Origin of the sequence: Rhodanobacter geophilus, from assembly GCF_040812275.1 — a bacterium.
In the GTDB taxonomy this organism is placed as follows: domain Bacteria; phylum Pseudomonadota; class Gammaproteobacteria; order Xanthomonadales; family Rhodanobacteraceae; genus Rhodanobacter_A; species Rhodanobacter_A geophilus.
Genome location: NZ_JBFOHL010000001.1, coordinates 85,976 through 100,546 on the forward strand (window position 1 = coordinate 85,976; position 14,571 = coordinate 100,546).

Consider the following 14,571-nt stretch of genomic DNA (forward strand, 5'->3'; position numbering starts at 1 on the left):
CTGCGGCCCACCGCCCCCCGCTCAATGCGGCGAGCAGAAGCAATACGCGTAGACGTTCGGCGTGCCGGCCCTGGCGTCCTGCAACAGCGACAGTTCCGGCGCCAGCGCGTGGATCTGCGCAAACCACGGCGGCAAGCGCACGCCCCAGGACTGCAGCAACTGCACGCCGGCGTTCTGGCTGAATCCGACCAGGAAGCGCTCGAACGTGCCCAGCGGCGCCTGCTGGTAGCGCACCGGATAGCCCTTGCCCAGTTTGGCGAGCTCGGCGGCCTCGCTGACCGCGTCGCCGAGACCGCCGAGCTGGTCGACCAGGCCCCGGTCCAGCGCCTGGCGACCGGTCCACACGCGGCCCTGGGCGATCGCGTCGATGCCCTCGAAACTCTTGCCGCGTGCCTTGGCCACGCCGCCCACGAAGTCGCGGTAGCCCTTGTCGATGATCGCCTGGATCACCGCGCCCACCCTGGGGTCGAGCGGGCGGGTGATGTCGAAGGCGCCAGCCATCGGGCCGGTGGCCACGCCGTCGCTGGTGATGCCGAGCTTGGCCAGCGTGTTCGGCACCGTGTAGTACATGCCGAAGATGCCGATCGAGCCGGTGATGGTGTTCGGCTCGGCAAGGATGCGGTCGGCGTTCATCGAGATCCAGTAGCCGCCGCTGGCCGCCACGTCGCCCATCGACACCACCACCGGGATGCCGGCCTTGCGGGTCAGCGCCACCTCGCGGCGGATCTGCTCCGCGGCGTACACCTCGCCGCCGGGCGAGTCGACGCGCAGCACCAGCGCCCTGGTGCGCTTGTCCTCGCGCGCGGCGCGGATCAGCGCCGCGGTGGATTCGCCGCCGATCGAGCCCGGCGGACGCTTGCCGGCGGCGATCTCGCCCTCGGCGACCACCACGGTCACGCCCGGCGCGAACAGGTCGTCACCCGGCAGGTCGGCGACGTACTGCGCCAGGTTCACCGCACGGAAGCCATGGCCGTTCTTCGCGGCGGGCACGCCCGCGTCGCGCAGCATCGCGATCAGCTCGGCGCGGGTGGCGGTACCGTCGATCAGGTGCTCGTCGAGGGCAAGCCTGGCGAGGTCGCCCTGGGTGCTGGCGATGGTCTGCGGCAGGTCGTCCACGTCGGCGCGCAGCGCGGCGGGATCGAGCTTGCGCAGCTTCGCCACCTCGGCGAGGTATTCGTCCCACAGGCCGCCCATCCAGTAGCCGTCAGCCTCCTTCGAGGCGGGCGAGGCGTGGTCGAGGATGTACGGCTCGGCCGCGCTCTTGAACTGGCCCACGCGGAACAGGTGCACGTCCACGCCCAGCTTGTCGAGCAGGTCCTTGTAGAACAGCCGGTAGTTGGCGAGGCCGGTCAGCATCAGGCTGCCCTTCGGGTCGAGCAGCACGCGGTCGGCGTGGGCGGCGAGGTAGTACTGGCCCTGGTCCAGGTTCGCCGCCCAGGCGATCACCGGCTTGCCGGTGGCGCGGAAGCGGTCCAGCGCCGCGCCCACTTCGCGCAGCGCGGCGAAGCCGCCCGCGTGCAGCTCGTCCGGCAGCAGCAGGATGCGGCTGATGCGCTTGTCGTCCGCGGCGGCATCGATCGCGCCGACCAGGTCGCGCAACTGCACCTGTTCGGACTTGTTGCCCGACAACCTTGCCAGCGCGCGCTGCATCGGGGCGATGCTGTACTGCTCGACCAGCTGGCCTTCCGGCTGCAGCACCAGCACGCTGCCGTCCGCCACGGTGCGCGCCTCACGGCTGCCGGCGATGCCCCCGGCGATCAGCAGCAGCACGACCAGCAGCAGGAAGAAGAACACTGCGTTGATGATCAGCAGGCGCACCACGTTGATGCCGCGGCCGATCCCGCACAGCACCGCCCAGAAGCCGTGGCGGCGCGGCGGCGGGGTCGCAGGCGACGGCGGGTGGCGGGACGGCATGGGCGGTGGCGGCATCGGTGCGGGCTTCCCCGTAGGCGGTTCCCGCTAGCGTAGCCGTTCGCGCCGCGTCACGTCATGCCGGGAGCGACCGGAATCGGCGGCTCCGCCGCGTCCGCCATGTGCCGCCGCCAGCGCTCGCGCCAGGCACTGCGCCAGAAGCGCGTGAACAGCATCACCGCCGCCACCGTGAGTCCGGCGATCAGGCCCATCCACACGCCGCGCGCACCCAGGCCGCGATGGAAACCCAGCCACCAGCCGACCGGCATGCCCACGCCCCAGTAGGCGAACAGGGTGATCGCCATCGGCACGCGGGTGTCCTTGAGCCCGCGCAGCGCGCCGTTCGCGGCCACCTGGACGCCGTCGGAGAACTGGAACACCCCGGCCAGCACGATCAACTGCGCCGCCAGCACGATCACCCGGGCGTCGTGCGTGTACAGCGTGGCGATGAAGTGCGGCAGCGTCAGCATCAGCATGGAAGACAGCAGCTGGGTGGCCAGGGCCAGCGCGATGCCGCAGAAACCGGCATAGCGCACGCCACGGGCGTCGCCGCGGCCCACCGCGTTGCCCACCCGCACGGTGATCGCCATCGCCAGGCCCAGCGGGATCATGAAGAACAGCGCGGCGACGTTGAGCGCCACCTGGTGGCTGGCGATCGCATCCTCGCCCAGCCGGCTGATGACCAGCGCGGCGGCCACGAACAGCCCGCCCTCGGCCAGCAGGGTCACCGCCATCGGCACGCCGATGTGCAGCAAGGCGCCGATGCGCCGCCGGTCGGGCCACTCGAAACGCTCCAGCAGGTTCAGCCCACGGTAGTTGCGGTGCTTCAGCACGTAGGCGCCGAAGCCCAGCATCTCCAGCCACAGCACGGTGGCGGTGGCGATGCCGCAGCCGTGCGCACCCTGCGGCGGGATGCCCAGCCTGCCGAACATCAGCACGTAACCCAGCGGCACCAGCAGCGCGAGGCCGCCGAAGCCGAAGAACATCGACGGCCGGGTCAGCGACAGCCCTTCTGACAGGCCGCGCAGCGCGAAGTAGCAGGTCAGCGCGGGCGCGCCCCAGCTGATCGCGAACAGGAAGCGCTCCACGTCGTGGCGCAGGCTGGGCGCCACCCCGATCAGGTCGAGCAGCGGGCCCGCGTGGCGCACCGCGAACCACAGCAGCGCACCCACCACCAGCGCCAGCCACAACGCCTGGCGGAACACGCCGCCGACCTCCCTGCGGCGCCCGGCACCATCCAGCTGCGCCACCGAAGGCGGCACCGCCATCATCATGCCGATGCCGCAGACGATCGCCAGCGACCAGATGCTGGCGCCCACCGCCACCGCGCCCAGCACGTGGGCACTGACGTGGCCGGACAGCACCGCGTCGATCACGTTGCTGCCGACCGCGGCCAGCTGGGCCAGGATCAGCGGAACGGCGAGGCGCACGGTGGCGCCGATCTCGTGCCGCACGCGGGCACGTTCGGGGCGAAACGGTTTCATGGGAAGAGGCTCCGTCGGACGATCATTCTACCCGAGCCGATCGCCACGGCCGCCGCGGGCTGTGCCAAGATCGCGCGCTGCAGCGGAATCGAGGGGACGCGATGAAATCCATGGTCAGCCACGAAGGCCAGCACTGCGCCAACTGCGCCACGCCACTGGTCGGCGAGTACTGCCACGAGTGCGGCCAGTCCATGCACAGCGTACTCAAGCCGATGCACCACATGGTCGAGGAAACCATGGAGACGGTGCTGCACATCGACAGCCGCATCGTGCACACGCTGCCGCCGCTGTTCCTCAGGCCCGGCTTCCTCACGCTGGAATATTTCTCCGGCCGCCGCGTGCGCTACATCGCGCCGTTCCGGCTGATGTTCGTGCTGTGCCTGCTGTGCTTCTTCGTGCTGCACCTGGCCACCTCGGCGGCGATCGATCACAGCGTCGAACGACACCAGCAGCAGGTGCTGCTCGACCGTGGCGTCGATTTCGCGCAGGCCGACAGCGCGGATGACGTGCGCGACCTGCTCGAACAGAAGGTCAACGCGCTGGATGCCGTGCAGACCTTCGGCGACGACGCGATGACCGCGCAGGCAACCGCCGCGAAACAACGGCTGCGCGCGGCTGCCAACCAGCGACTGGCCGAGTTGCACGCCCAGCCACTGCCGGCGACGGGCGGCACGGCCCCCGCGATCGACCGGAATGCCGACAGCACGCCGATGCAGCCGCTGCACATCAGCTGGCTACCCGGTTTTGCCAACGCGCGACTGACCGCGGCGCTCCAGCACATCCGCGACAACTGGCACGCCTACCGCCACGGCGACGCGGTGAGCCGCGAAGCGGCCAAGGATCGCATGATCAATGGCGTCTTCGGCAAATTGCCTGGCGCCATGCTGGTGCTGGTGCCGGTGTTCGCGCTCCTGCTCAAGCTGTTCTACGTGTTCAAGCGACGGCTCTACATGGAGCACCTGATCGTGGCGTTGCACAGCCAGGCCTTCCTGTTCCTGTGGCTGCTGCTGTGCACGCTGCTGGCCGCGCTGGCCGGCTGGCTGGAGCCGCACGTGCTGTGGACCACGTACCCGCTGAACTGGCTGGAGCGGATCCTGGTGCTGTGGGCGCCGGTCTACCTGCTGCTGATGCAGAAGCGCATCTACCGGCAGGGCTGGCCGATGACCTTGCTGAAGTACTGGTGCATCGGCTGGTGCTACTTCTGGCTGCTCTTTTTCGTACTCATCTGCGCGTTCATGCTGGGGTTGGCGCATTAGCGTCCGTGCATGGCCTCATGCGGCCGTGTTGCCTGCCAACGGCGCCATATGCCGGGGCCATCTGGCCGTGGTTTTGCACAGCGTCACTGGGCTGTCAAGGCGCTCCTCTCCACTTGGCCGTTCGATGAACGCTCACCGGATGAAAATTGTAAGCTATTGATATTGAAACATTTTTTCACGTGACCAAAACGTGTCCAGACTGTCGCGAAGGGCGCCACCATGCGCTTCGGCGCCCCTCGTCCCCGTGCCGTCCACAGACTTGTCCACAGGCTTTGTGGATAAGCGAAAAAACCTGCATGGCTGAGTGACTTGCGTCCGACTCCTCGACCCGCGAGCAGCATGTATCCGCAAGCCCCGCCCCGCTTGCTCCTTGTGCGGAGAATGCGGCCTCGACACCGCCGTTAAACTTGCCCGCCATGCTGCCTGCCGTTCTGCGCGTCGCCCTGCCGGTGCCCTTGCCGACCCTGTTCGACTACCTGCCACCCGCGAGCGGCGGCGGGGTCCGGCCAGGCAGCCGGGTGCTGGTGCCGTTCGGCCGCGGCAAGGCGGTCGGCGTGGTGGTGGCCACCGACGTGGCGCCTGCGGTGGGCGCAGGCAGGCTGAAGCGCGCGCTGCGTCTTCTGGATGCCGAACCGCTGCTCGACGTCGAGCTGATGCAGACCCTGGCCTGGGCCGCCGACTACTGGCTGGGCGCCCCCGGCGAGGCCTACGCGAACGCGCTGCCGCTGGCCCTGCGCGAGGCGAAGCCGCTGCCGCCGCTGGGCGAGGAAACCTGGTCGCTCACCATCATCGGGCGCAGCGCGCTGGATGCCGGCAGCCGCCGCGGCGGCAGTCGCACCCTGCTTGCGGAACTGGCCACCGGCCCGCTGGGTGCCGCCGAACTGGACGCCTGCCTGCCCGGCTGGCGCGCGGCGGCACGACGACTGCTTGCGGCCGGTCTCGTGGAACGCGGCGAACGGACGGCCGGCAGCGCCCTCGCCACGCGCGCGGCGCCGCCGCTCAGCGTGGAGCAGCAGGACGCCGTGGCCGCGGTGGCCGGCAGCCTCGGCCACTACCAGCCCTTCCTGCTCGACGGCGTCACCGGCAGCGGCAAGACCGAGGTCTACCTCGCCCTGATCGAGCGCGCACTGGCACAAGGCCGGCAGAGCCTGTTGCTGGTGCCCGAGATCGGCCTCGCGCCGCAGACCCTGCGCCGCCTGCGCGAACGCCTGGGCGTGCCGGTCGAGGTGATCCACTCCAACCTCGCCGAAGGCGAGCGTGCGCGTGCCTGGCTGCGCGCGCGCTCGGGCGAGGCGAAGGTGATCCTCGGCACCCGCTCGGCGGTGTTCACCCCGCTGCCGCAGGCCGGGCTGGTGATCGTTGACGAGGAACACGACGGCGCCTACAAGCAGCAGGACGGCTTCCGCTACCACGCGCGCGACCTCGCCGTGGTGCGCGCCCGCGCGCTGGGCGTGCCGGTGCTGCTGGGTTCGGGCACGCCCTCGCTGGAATCGCTGGCCAACGTGGAAGCCGGCCGCTACCGCGCGCTGCACCTGCGCGCGAGGCCCGGCGCCGTGCATCCGCCCACCGTGCAGATCGTGGACATGCGCGCGCAACGCCTCGACCACGGTCTCTCGCCCACGCTGCTGCATGCCGTGGCCGAGACGGTGACGCGCGGCGAGCAGGCGCTGGTGTTCAAGAACCGCCGCGGCTACGCGCCGGTGCTGTACTGCCATGCCTGCGGCTGGCACGCCGATTGCCCGCGCTGCGAACGCCCGCTGACCCTGCATGCCGGACGGCGCGCACTGGTCTGCCACCACTGCGACCACCACGCACGCATCCCCGCCGCCTGCCCGGCCTGCGGTGCCGCCGAACTGAAGCCGCAGGGCCAGGGTACCGAGCGGCTGGAGGAGGCGCTGGCCGCGCGCTTCCCCGACGTGCCCGTGCTGCGCATCGACCGCGAGACGACGCGGCGGCGCGACGCCTTCGAGCACCTGCTGGACGGGCTGCGCGACGAGGCAAAGCCCGCGATCCTGGTCGGCACCCAGATGCTGGCCAAGGGCCACGACCTGCCCAACCTCACCCTGGTCGCCATCGCAGGCGTGGACGAGGGCCTGCTCAGCGTGGACTTCCGCGCCAGCGAACGGCTGGCCCAGCAGCTGGTGCAGGTGGCCGGCCGCGCCGGCCGCGCCACCAAGCCGGGCCGCGTGCTGCTGCAGACCCACCACCCCGACCACCCGTTGCTGCGCCAGTTGCTGGCACAGGGCTATGCCGCCGCCGCGCAGAGCCTGCTCGCCGAGCGGCGGCAAGTCATGCTGCCGCCGTATGCGCACCAGGTGCTGCTGCGCGCGGAAGCCGCGCAGCGCACAGCGGTCGACACCTTCCTCGCCGCAGCCTGCGCGGCGCTGCCGCCGGGCCACGGCCTGCAGGTCGCCGGCCCGATGCCTGCGCCGATGCCGCTGCGCGCCGGCCGCCAGCGCGGCCAGCTGCTGCTGGAAGCCGCGAACCGCCGCGAACTGCACGCCGCGCTGCGCCCCTGGGCCGCGCAGCTCGTGCATCTGCCCGCCGCGCGCAAGGTGCGCTGGTCGCTGGACGTGGATCCGATCGACCTTTACTGAACCTCGCAGCAGCACACCCTGCGCACGAATGCTTTTGCTCCGATCAGCGCACGAGCCGTCGCGTACCCGGTGCGCGCCTACAATGGGCACAGTGCCTCAAGGAATCGTGCCATGCCCGATGCACTGCCCCACATCGTGATACTCGGCGGCGGTTTCGGCGGACTCTCCGCCACCCGCGCGCTGGCCCACGCAGCAGCACGCATCACCCTGGTCGACCGCCACAACCATCACCTGTTCCAGCCGTTGCTGTACCAGGTCGCCACCGCGGGCCTGTCGGCACCTTCGATCGCCGCGCCGCTGCGGCAGATCCTGCGCCACCAGCGCAACGTCACCGTGCTGATGGACGAGGTCACCGGCATCGACCTCGTGCAACGCCGCGTGCAGCTCGCCCGCGAACGGCTGGACTACGACTGGCTGCTCGTCGCCACCGGCGCTGCGCACGCCTATTTCGGCCACGACGACTGGGCTGCCGATGCGCCGGGGCTGAAGTCGCTGGACGACGCGCTGGCGATCCGCCGCTGCGTGCTCACCGCGTTCGAGCGCGCCGAGCAGGAAGACGATCCCGCCCGTCGCCAGGCCTGGCTCGATTTCGTGGTAGTGGGCGGCGGCGCCACCGGCGTGGAACTGGCCGGCACGCTGGCCGAGATCGCGCGGCACACGCTGGCCGGCGAGTTCCGCCGCGCCCAGCCGCGCGCGGCCAACATCCTGCTGGTGGAGGCGGGACCGCGCGTGCTGGCCGCGTTCGATCCGGCGCTGTCGGCCAAGGCGCAGCGCCAGCTGGAGCACCTGGGCGTGCAGGTGCGCCTGGGCCAGGCGGTGACCGCGGTGGATGACGCGGGCGTGACGCTGGGTGGACAACGTGTCGCGGCGCGCACCGTGCTGTGGGCCGCCGGCGTGGCCGCTTCGCCGCTGGGCCGCATGCTCGGCACGCCGCTGGATCGCGCGGGCCGCGTACTCGTGCGACCCGACCTCAGCCTGCCCGATCATCCCGAGGTGCTGGTGCTCGGCGATCTCGCCAGCGTGCAGCAGGATGGCCGCCCGGTGCCGGGCGTGGCACCCGCCGCCAAGCAGATGGGCCTGCACGCCGGGCGACTGCTCGCTGCCCGCCTGCGCGGCGACACCCGCGCCATGCCATTCCGCTACCGCGACGCCGGATCCCTGGCCACCATCGGTCGCATGGCGGCGGTGGCGCAGTTCGGCAGGCTGCGACTGTCCGGCCTGCCCGCCTGGTGGATCTGGCTGGGCGCGCACATCTGGTTCCTGATCGGCTTCCGCAACCGGCTGGTGGTGATGCTGGACTGGGCCATGGCGTACTGGACCCAGGAACGCCACGCCCGAATCATCACCGGCGTGGATGACGAGGCCACCCACCGACACTGACAACGCCTGCGGCCCGATGGATGGCCGCGGGTTTCAGCTGCCGCCCGTCGCGCCGCCGCCATGCGCCGGCTTCCTCGCCAACTGCTCGCGCGACCAGCCGCCGCCCAGCGCGCGGATGAGCTGCACGCTGGCGCGCAACTGCTGCGTGCCCAGGCTCAGTACGCCGCTTTGCGCCTGCAGGGCCGCGGTCTGCGCCTGCACCACGTCGAGGTAGCTGGCGGCGCCGACCTTGTACTGCTTCATCGCCAGATCCAGCGAGCGTTGCGCGGCGGCCGCGGCGGCCTGCTGGTCGACCATCGCGGCGCCGAGGCGGTCGAGCTGGGCGAGGCTGTCCTGCACCTGCTGGAACGCGCCGAGCACCACGCCGCGGTATTTCGCGCCGGCTTCGTCTGCCGCGGCCCTGGCGGCGGCGACCTGCGCCTTGCGCAAGCCGCCGTCGAACAGGTCGAACAGCAGCGAGGGGCCGAGCGCCCAGACATGGTTGGGTGCGGTGAGCAGGTCGGCGTAGCGCTTGCTGAGGAAGCCGCCTTGCGCATTCAAGGTCAGGGACGGGAAATACGCCGAGCGCGCCACGCCGATTTCGGCATTGGCTTCGGCGGTGCGGCGTTCGGCGGCGGCGATGTCGGGGCGCCGCTGCAGCAGGGTCGAGGGCACGGCCAGCGGAATCTGCGGCAGCGGGAGGGCCGCCGTCTGCGCCGGCAGGCTGAACTGCGCGGCGGACTCGCCCACCAGCACGGCGATGGCGTCCTGCATCTGCTCGCGCTGGGCCATGGTCTGCGACCACTGCGATTTCACCGTGGACAGCTGCGTCTGCGCGCGCGCCACGTCCAGGCCGGAGACGATGCCGCCGTTGTGCAGGGTCTGGGTGAGCTGCAGCGCCTTGCGGTAGGCATCGAGGCTTTGCTGCAGGAGCTGCAATTGCTGGTCGAGGCCGCGCAGCGCGAGGTAGCTGTCGGCGAGCTGCGCCTGCAGGCTGAGTTGCGCGGAGGCGAGGTCGGCCGCCGTGGCTTGCGCCTCGTCCCTGCCGGCGGCGACGCTGTCGCGCACCTGGCCCCACAGGTCCACTTCGTAGCTGAGCTGCGCACCGGCGGTGTAGGTGTCGTAGTCCGCCGGCGCGGTGGGACTGCGCATCGGCGCGGTGTCGGACTGGCGCTGGCGAACGGCGCCCGCGCCGGCACCGATCTGCGGAAAATAGCCGGAGCGCGCTTCACGGAACAGCGCCTGTGCCTGCTGGTAATGCGCCAGCGCGGCGGCGAGGTCGGCGTTGTTGGCGAGCAGGCGCTGCTGCAACTGGTCGAGCTGCGGGTCGCCATACAGTGACCACCAGTCGGCACGCGGCAACTGGTCGGAAGGCTGCGCCACCACCCACGCGCCGGTGTCCCTGTACTGCGCGGCCACCGGCGTGGCCGGCACCTTGTAGGCCGGTGCGAGATTGCAGCCGGCCAGCGCCGCGGCCACCGGCAGCGCGAGCAGGAAGCGATCAGCCCTTCGCATGGGAGTCGTCCGCCTGCGGCTGCCCGGCCACGCGCACGTGGTCGCCCGTGCCGATGCCGTCCGGCGGGCTGTCGATCACCTTGTCGCCGGCTTCGAGGCCGGAGCCGATCACGGCATGCTTGCCGTCATCGCGCAACACCGTCACCGGCTTGAACGTGACGCTGTCGTCGGCGCCCAGCGTGGCCACCTGCATGCCCTTGCCGTTGAAGACCAGCGCGCTGGACGGCACGCTCAGGTCGTTGCGGGCCGCGCCGAGATCCAGCTCCACGCTGGCGAAACCGCCGGGCATCAGTTCGCCCTTGCGGTTGTCCACCAGCAACTGCATCAGCGTGGTGCCGCTGGAAGCGTTGACCGCCCCCGCCGAGTCGAGCACGGTGGCCGTATAGGTCCGGCCCGGGTGCTCCGGCACGCGCAGCACCGCGCGCGTGCCCTTCGGCACCTGTGGCACGTAGTTCTGCGGCACGTTGACGTACAGGCGCAGCTTGCTGGTGTCGGACACCACGAACAGTTCCGGGCCGGCGCCGCTGCCGACGTTGATCAGCGCGCCCACGTCGGTATCGCGCGCGGTGACAGTGCCGTCGAACGGCGCGACGAGTTTGGCGAAGCCCTTCTCGACTTCGAGCTGGTCCACCTGCGCCTGCGCCGCCTTGACCTGGGCCTCGGCCGCGTTGAGCGCGCTGGTGCGCTGGTCGATGTCCTGCTGCGCCACCGCATCGGTGCCGGCCATCGCCTGCCAGCGGCTGGCGCTGATCTGCGCCAGCCGCGCATTGGCCCTGGCGACGCCGAGGCTGGCCTGCGCCTGCGCGAGCTGCTGGTCGACGTCCGGCGTCTCGATGGTGCCGAGCAGGTCACCCTTCTTCACGTGCGCGCCGATGTCGGTGTTCCAGCTCTTGAGGTAGCCGGAAACGCGCGCGTAGATCGGTGCGCTCACGAAGGCCTGCAAGCGACCCGGCAATTGCAGGGTGGGCTGGCCCGCGGCCATCTCCGGCTGCACCACCGCGACCACCGGCAGCGCCTGCTGCTGCGTCCAGTCGCGCATCTGTTCCGTGCCGTGGACGCGGCTGACCAGGCCGTAGACGACGACGATCGCGGCCACCACGGCAGCGGCGATGCCGGCCGTGCGCAGGCCGCGTGGTGCTGCGGCTTGCGGCGGGGTGTGCGGATCAAGCTGGGACATGGATCTCTCCGGAATGGCCTTGCGGCGCATGCTTCTCGCCGTAGCGCCGATGGATGATGCTGAACACGACAGGGACGAAGAACAGGGTGGACACCGTGGCGAACACCAGGCCGCCGATCACCGCGCGGCCGAGCGGTGCGTTCTGCTCGCCGCCCTCGCCCAGCGCCAGCGCCATCGGCAGCATGCCGATCACCATCGCCAGCGCGGTCATGCAGACCGGGCGGAAGCGCACGAAGCCGGCTTCCAGCGCGGCCCGCGCCGCGTCGCCGTGCTCGGCCAGCCGCTCGCGGCAGAAGCTCACCACCAGGATCGAGTTGGCGGTGGCCACGCCCATGCACATGATCGCGCCGGTGAGCGCCGGCACCGACAGCGTGGTGTGGCTGGCGAACAGCATCCACACGATGCCGGCCAGCGCGGCGGGCAGCGCGGTGATGATCACGAACGGGTCGGACCAGGACTGGAAGTTCACCACGATCAGGAAATAGATCAGGCCGATCGCGCCGAGCAGGCCGAGCAGCAGGCCGTTGAACGCCGTGTTCATCGTCTGTACCTGGCCGAGCAGGGCCACGGTGGCGCCCTTGGGCGCATCCTTGGCGTTGGCGGCTATGATCTTCTGGATGTCGGCCGCCACCGCGCCGAGGTCGCGCCCCTGCGTGCTGGCGAAGATCTGCACCATCGGCTGGATGTTGTACTCCGACACCACCGCGTCGGCGCGGCCGTACTTGATGTCGGCGATGCCGCCAAGCACCGTGGTCGGGCTGCCCACGGCGTTGACCGGCATGTCCGCCAGCGCGGCGGAGGTATCCATCCGGTACTGCGGCGTCTGCATCACGATGGGATAGGTGATGCCGTTCTTCGGGTTGAGCCAGAACGTCGGCGCCACCTGGCTGCTGCCGGCGAGGTTCACCACCATGCTGTTGGTGACGTCACGCGGGGTGGCGCCGACGTACTGCGCGCGCGTGCGGTCGAGATCCACGTCCACCGTGGGCAGCGACTGCGACTGCTGGATGCGCGCGTCGGCCACGCCGGTGACGCGGCGGACCTGCGCCAGCAGCTTGTTGGCGTAGGCGAAATCCGCCGGCAGGTCGCGGCCGCGCACCTGCAGCTCGATCGGCGCCGGCGTGCCGAAGTTGAGGATCTGGCTGACGATGTCCGCCGGCAGGAACGAGAAGGTCACGCCGGGGAAGCGCCTCGGCAGTTCCTCGCGCAGGCGCTTGACGTAGCCGTCGGTGGGCGCGTGCCCTTCGCGCAGCGCGATCTGGATGTCGCCGTCCTGCTCGCCGATCGTGCCGGTGTTGTTGTAGATGGTGTTGATCGAGGAGAGGAACGGCGCGCCGATGTTGTCGGCCACCGTGTCCAGGTCGCGCGGCGGGATGATCTGGCGGATCGCCTGCTCGATGTGGCCGAACTGCGCGGCGGTTCCCTCCAGCCGCGTGCCGACCCGCACGCGCGCGTGGATCAGCATCTGTCCGGCGTCCACCGACGGGAAGAAGTTGCGGCCGAGGAACGGCGCGAGTGCGAACGACAGCACCACGAAGGCCAGGAAGCCCAGGGTGAAGCCGCGGCGGTGGTGCAGGGCCACGCCGAGCAGGTCGTGGTAGCCGCCGCGGATCCTCTCGAAGCGCGCCTCGAAGCGGCGCTGGAAGCGCACCAGCGGATTGCGCGACGGCGGCAGCGCCGCGCTGGTGCCGTGTTCGTCGGTGTGCGGCGCGTGCGGCTTGAGCAGGTACTTCGCCATCGTCGGCACCAGCGTGCGCGACAGGAAGAACGAGCAGACCATCGCGAACATCACCGCCTCGGCCATCGGCACGAACAGGTAGCGCGCCACGCCCTGCAGGAAGAACATCGGCACGAACACGATGCAGATGCACAGCAGCGAGACGAAGGCCGGCGTCACGATCTGCGCCGCGCCGTCCATGATCGCGGTCTCCACGTCCTTGCCGTGCTCCAGGTGCCAGTTGATGTTCTCGATGGTCACCGTGGCGTCGTCCACCAGGATGCCCACCGCCAGCGCCAGGCCGCCCAGGGTCATGATGTTGAGCGTCTCGCCCAGCGCCGACAGCAGGGCGACCGAACCCAGCACCGCCAGCGGGATCGACACGGCGATGATCACCGTCGAGCGCCAGCTGCCCAGGAACAGCAGGATCATCAGGCTGGTCAGCGCCGCCGCGATCACGCCCTCGCGGATCACCCCGCTCACCGCCGCGCTGACGAACACCGACTGGTCGCCCACCGGCTTGACCTGCAGCGCGTCGGGCAGCGACGGCCGGATCTCCGCCAGCATCTTCTTGATGCCGCTGATGATGTCCAGCGTGGAGGTGGCTCCGCTCTTGAACACGCTGAGCAGGATCGAGCGGCTGCCGTCCACGTGCACCATGTTGGTCTGCACCGCGCTGCCGAAGTGCACGTTGGCCACGTCGCGCATGTAGACCATCGCGCCGTTCACCGTCTTGATCGGCAGGTTGGCGAGGTCTTCGAGATCCGACGGCGCGTTGTTGAGGTTGACCACGTACTCGGTGTCGCCGACCTTCTGCGTGCCCACCGGCGTCAGCAGGTTCTGCGCGGCCAGCGCATTGGCGACGTCGTTGCCGGTGAGGCCGCGCGCCTGCAGCGCGGCGGGATCGAGGTCGAACATCACCTGCGGCGTCCTGCCGCCGAACGGGTACGGGATGCCCGCGCCCTCCACCGTCACCAGCCGGGTGCGCACCTGGTTGATGCCGAGGTCGGTCAGGTTCTGCTCGCTCAGGCCCTTGCCCGACAGCGCCAGCTGGATGATCGGCACGGTCGAGGCGCTGTAGTTGATGATCAGCGGCGGCGTGGTGCCCGGCGGCATCTGCTTGAGCAGGGTCTGCGCGATCGCGGTGACCTGCGCGTTGGCGGTGGCGATGTTGGCGCCCGGGTGGAAGAAGATCTTGACGATGCCGAAGGTGCTGTACGAGTTCGCCTCGATGTGCTCGATGTCGTCCACCGTGGTGGTGAGCGCGCGCTCGAACGGGGTGTCGATGCGGCCGGCCATCTGGGCGGGCGGCAGGCCGGTGTACTGCCAGGCCACCGCGATCACCGGGATGTTGATGCTCGGGAAGATGTCCACCGGCATGCGCAGCGCCGCGAGCGCGCCGGTGATCAGGATGAGCAGGGAGAAGACGACAAAGGTATACGGCCGCGAAAGTGCGATCCTGACCAGGCCAATCATGGGGATTCCCGAGCGCGGATGGTGCGTCGCGGAAATTCTCCCACGCGGAGTGCGCCGGGCTTCATGAAGATAATTTCAT

The 14,571-nt window shown here is 70.3% G+C and carries 8 protein-coding genes; 3 read left to right on the forward strand and 5 right to left on the reverse strand.

Annotated features, from left to right (window positions below):
• Window positions 1–21: 21 nt before the first annotated feature.
• On the reverse strand, window positions 22–1,914 hold the full coding sequence (gene sppA / locus ABQJ56_RS00400) for a signal peptide peptidase SppA (RefSeq protein WP_367843008.1): 1,893 nt from the start codon (window positions 1,912–1,914) through the stop codon (window positions 22–24).
• Window positions 1,915–1,982: 68 nt separating this feature from the next.
• Window positions 1,983–3,395, reverse strand: coding sequence for an MATE family efflux transporter (locus ABQJ56_RS00405; RefSeq protein WP_367843009.1), 1,413 nt, complete (start codon window positions 3,393–3,395; stop codon window positions 1,983–1,985).
• A 101-nt stretch (window positions 3,396–3,496) separates the two neighbouring features.
• On the opposite strand from ABQJ56_RS00405, the gene ABQJ56_RS00410 reads away from it, so the two are divergent.
• The 3 genes from ABQJ56_RS00410 to ABQJ56_RS00420 all read left to right on the forward strand — a co-directional run bounded on the left by ABQJ56_RS00410 (window position 3,497) and on the right by ABQJ56_RS00420 (window position 8,628).
• The gene (locus ABQJ56_RS00410; protein WP_367843010.1) at window positions 3,497–4,651 is read left to right on the forward strand and encodes a DUF3667 domain-containing protein; all 1,155 of its coding nucleotides are present in this window, start codon (window positions 3,497–3,499) and stop codon (window positions 4,649–4,651) included.
• Between the two features lie 416 nt (window positions 4,652–5,067).
• Window positions 5,068–7,248, forward strand: coding sequence for a primosomal protein N' (locus ABQJ56_RS00415; protein ID WP_367843011.1), 2,181 nt, complete (start codon window positions 5,068–5,070; stop codon window positions 7,246–7,248).
• 111 nt (window positions 7,249–7,359) lie between these two features.
• Entirely contained in the window at window positions 7,360–8,628 is a 1,269-nt protein-coding gene (locus ABQJ56_RS00420; RefSeq protein WP_367843012.1) for an NAD(P)/FAD-dependent oxidoreductase, read from the forward strand.
• Window positions 8,629–8,661: 33 nt separating this feature from the next.
• Here the strand turns inward: ABQJ56_RS00420 and ABQJ56_RS00425 are convergent, their stop codons facing one another.
• The 3 genes from ABQJ56_RS00425 to ABQJ56_RS00435 are packed head-to-tail and all read right to left on the reverse strand — an operon-like array spanning window position 8,662 to window position 14,492.
• Window positions 8,662–10,122, reverse strand: a complete 1,461-nt coding sequence (locus ABQJ56_RS00425) for an efflux transporter outer membrane subunit (protein WP_367843013.1) — start codon at window positions 10,120–10,122, stop codon at window positions 8,662–8,664.
• Complete coding sequence (locus ABQJ56_RS00430; protein ID WP_367843014.1) at window positions 10,109–11,299, reverse strand: efflux RND transporter periplasmic adaptor subunit; 1,191 nt, start codon at window positions 11,297–11,299, stop codon at window positions 10,109–10,111. Before ABQJ56_RS00430 ends, ABQJ56_RS00425 begins: the two co-directional genes overlap by 14 nt.
• Complete coding sequence (locus ABQJ56_RS00435) at window positions 11,286–14,492, reverse strand: efflux RND transporter permease subunit (protein ID WP_367843015.1); 3,207 nt, start codon at window positions 14,490–14,492, stop codon at window positions 11,286–11,288. Before ABQJ56_RS00435 ends, ABQJ56_RS00430 begins: the two co-directional genes overlap by 14 nt.
• Between the last annotated feature and the right edge of the window lie 79 nt (window positions 14,493–14,571).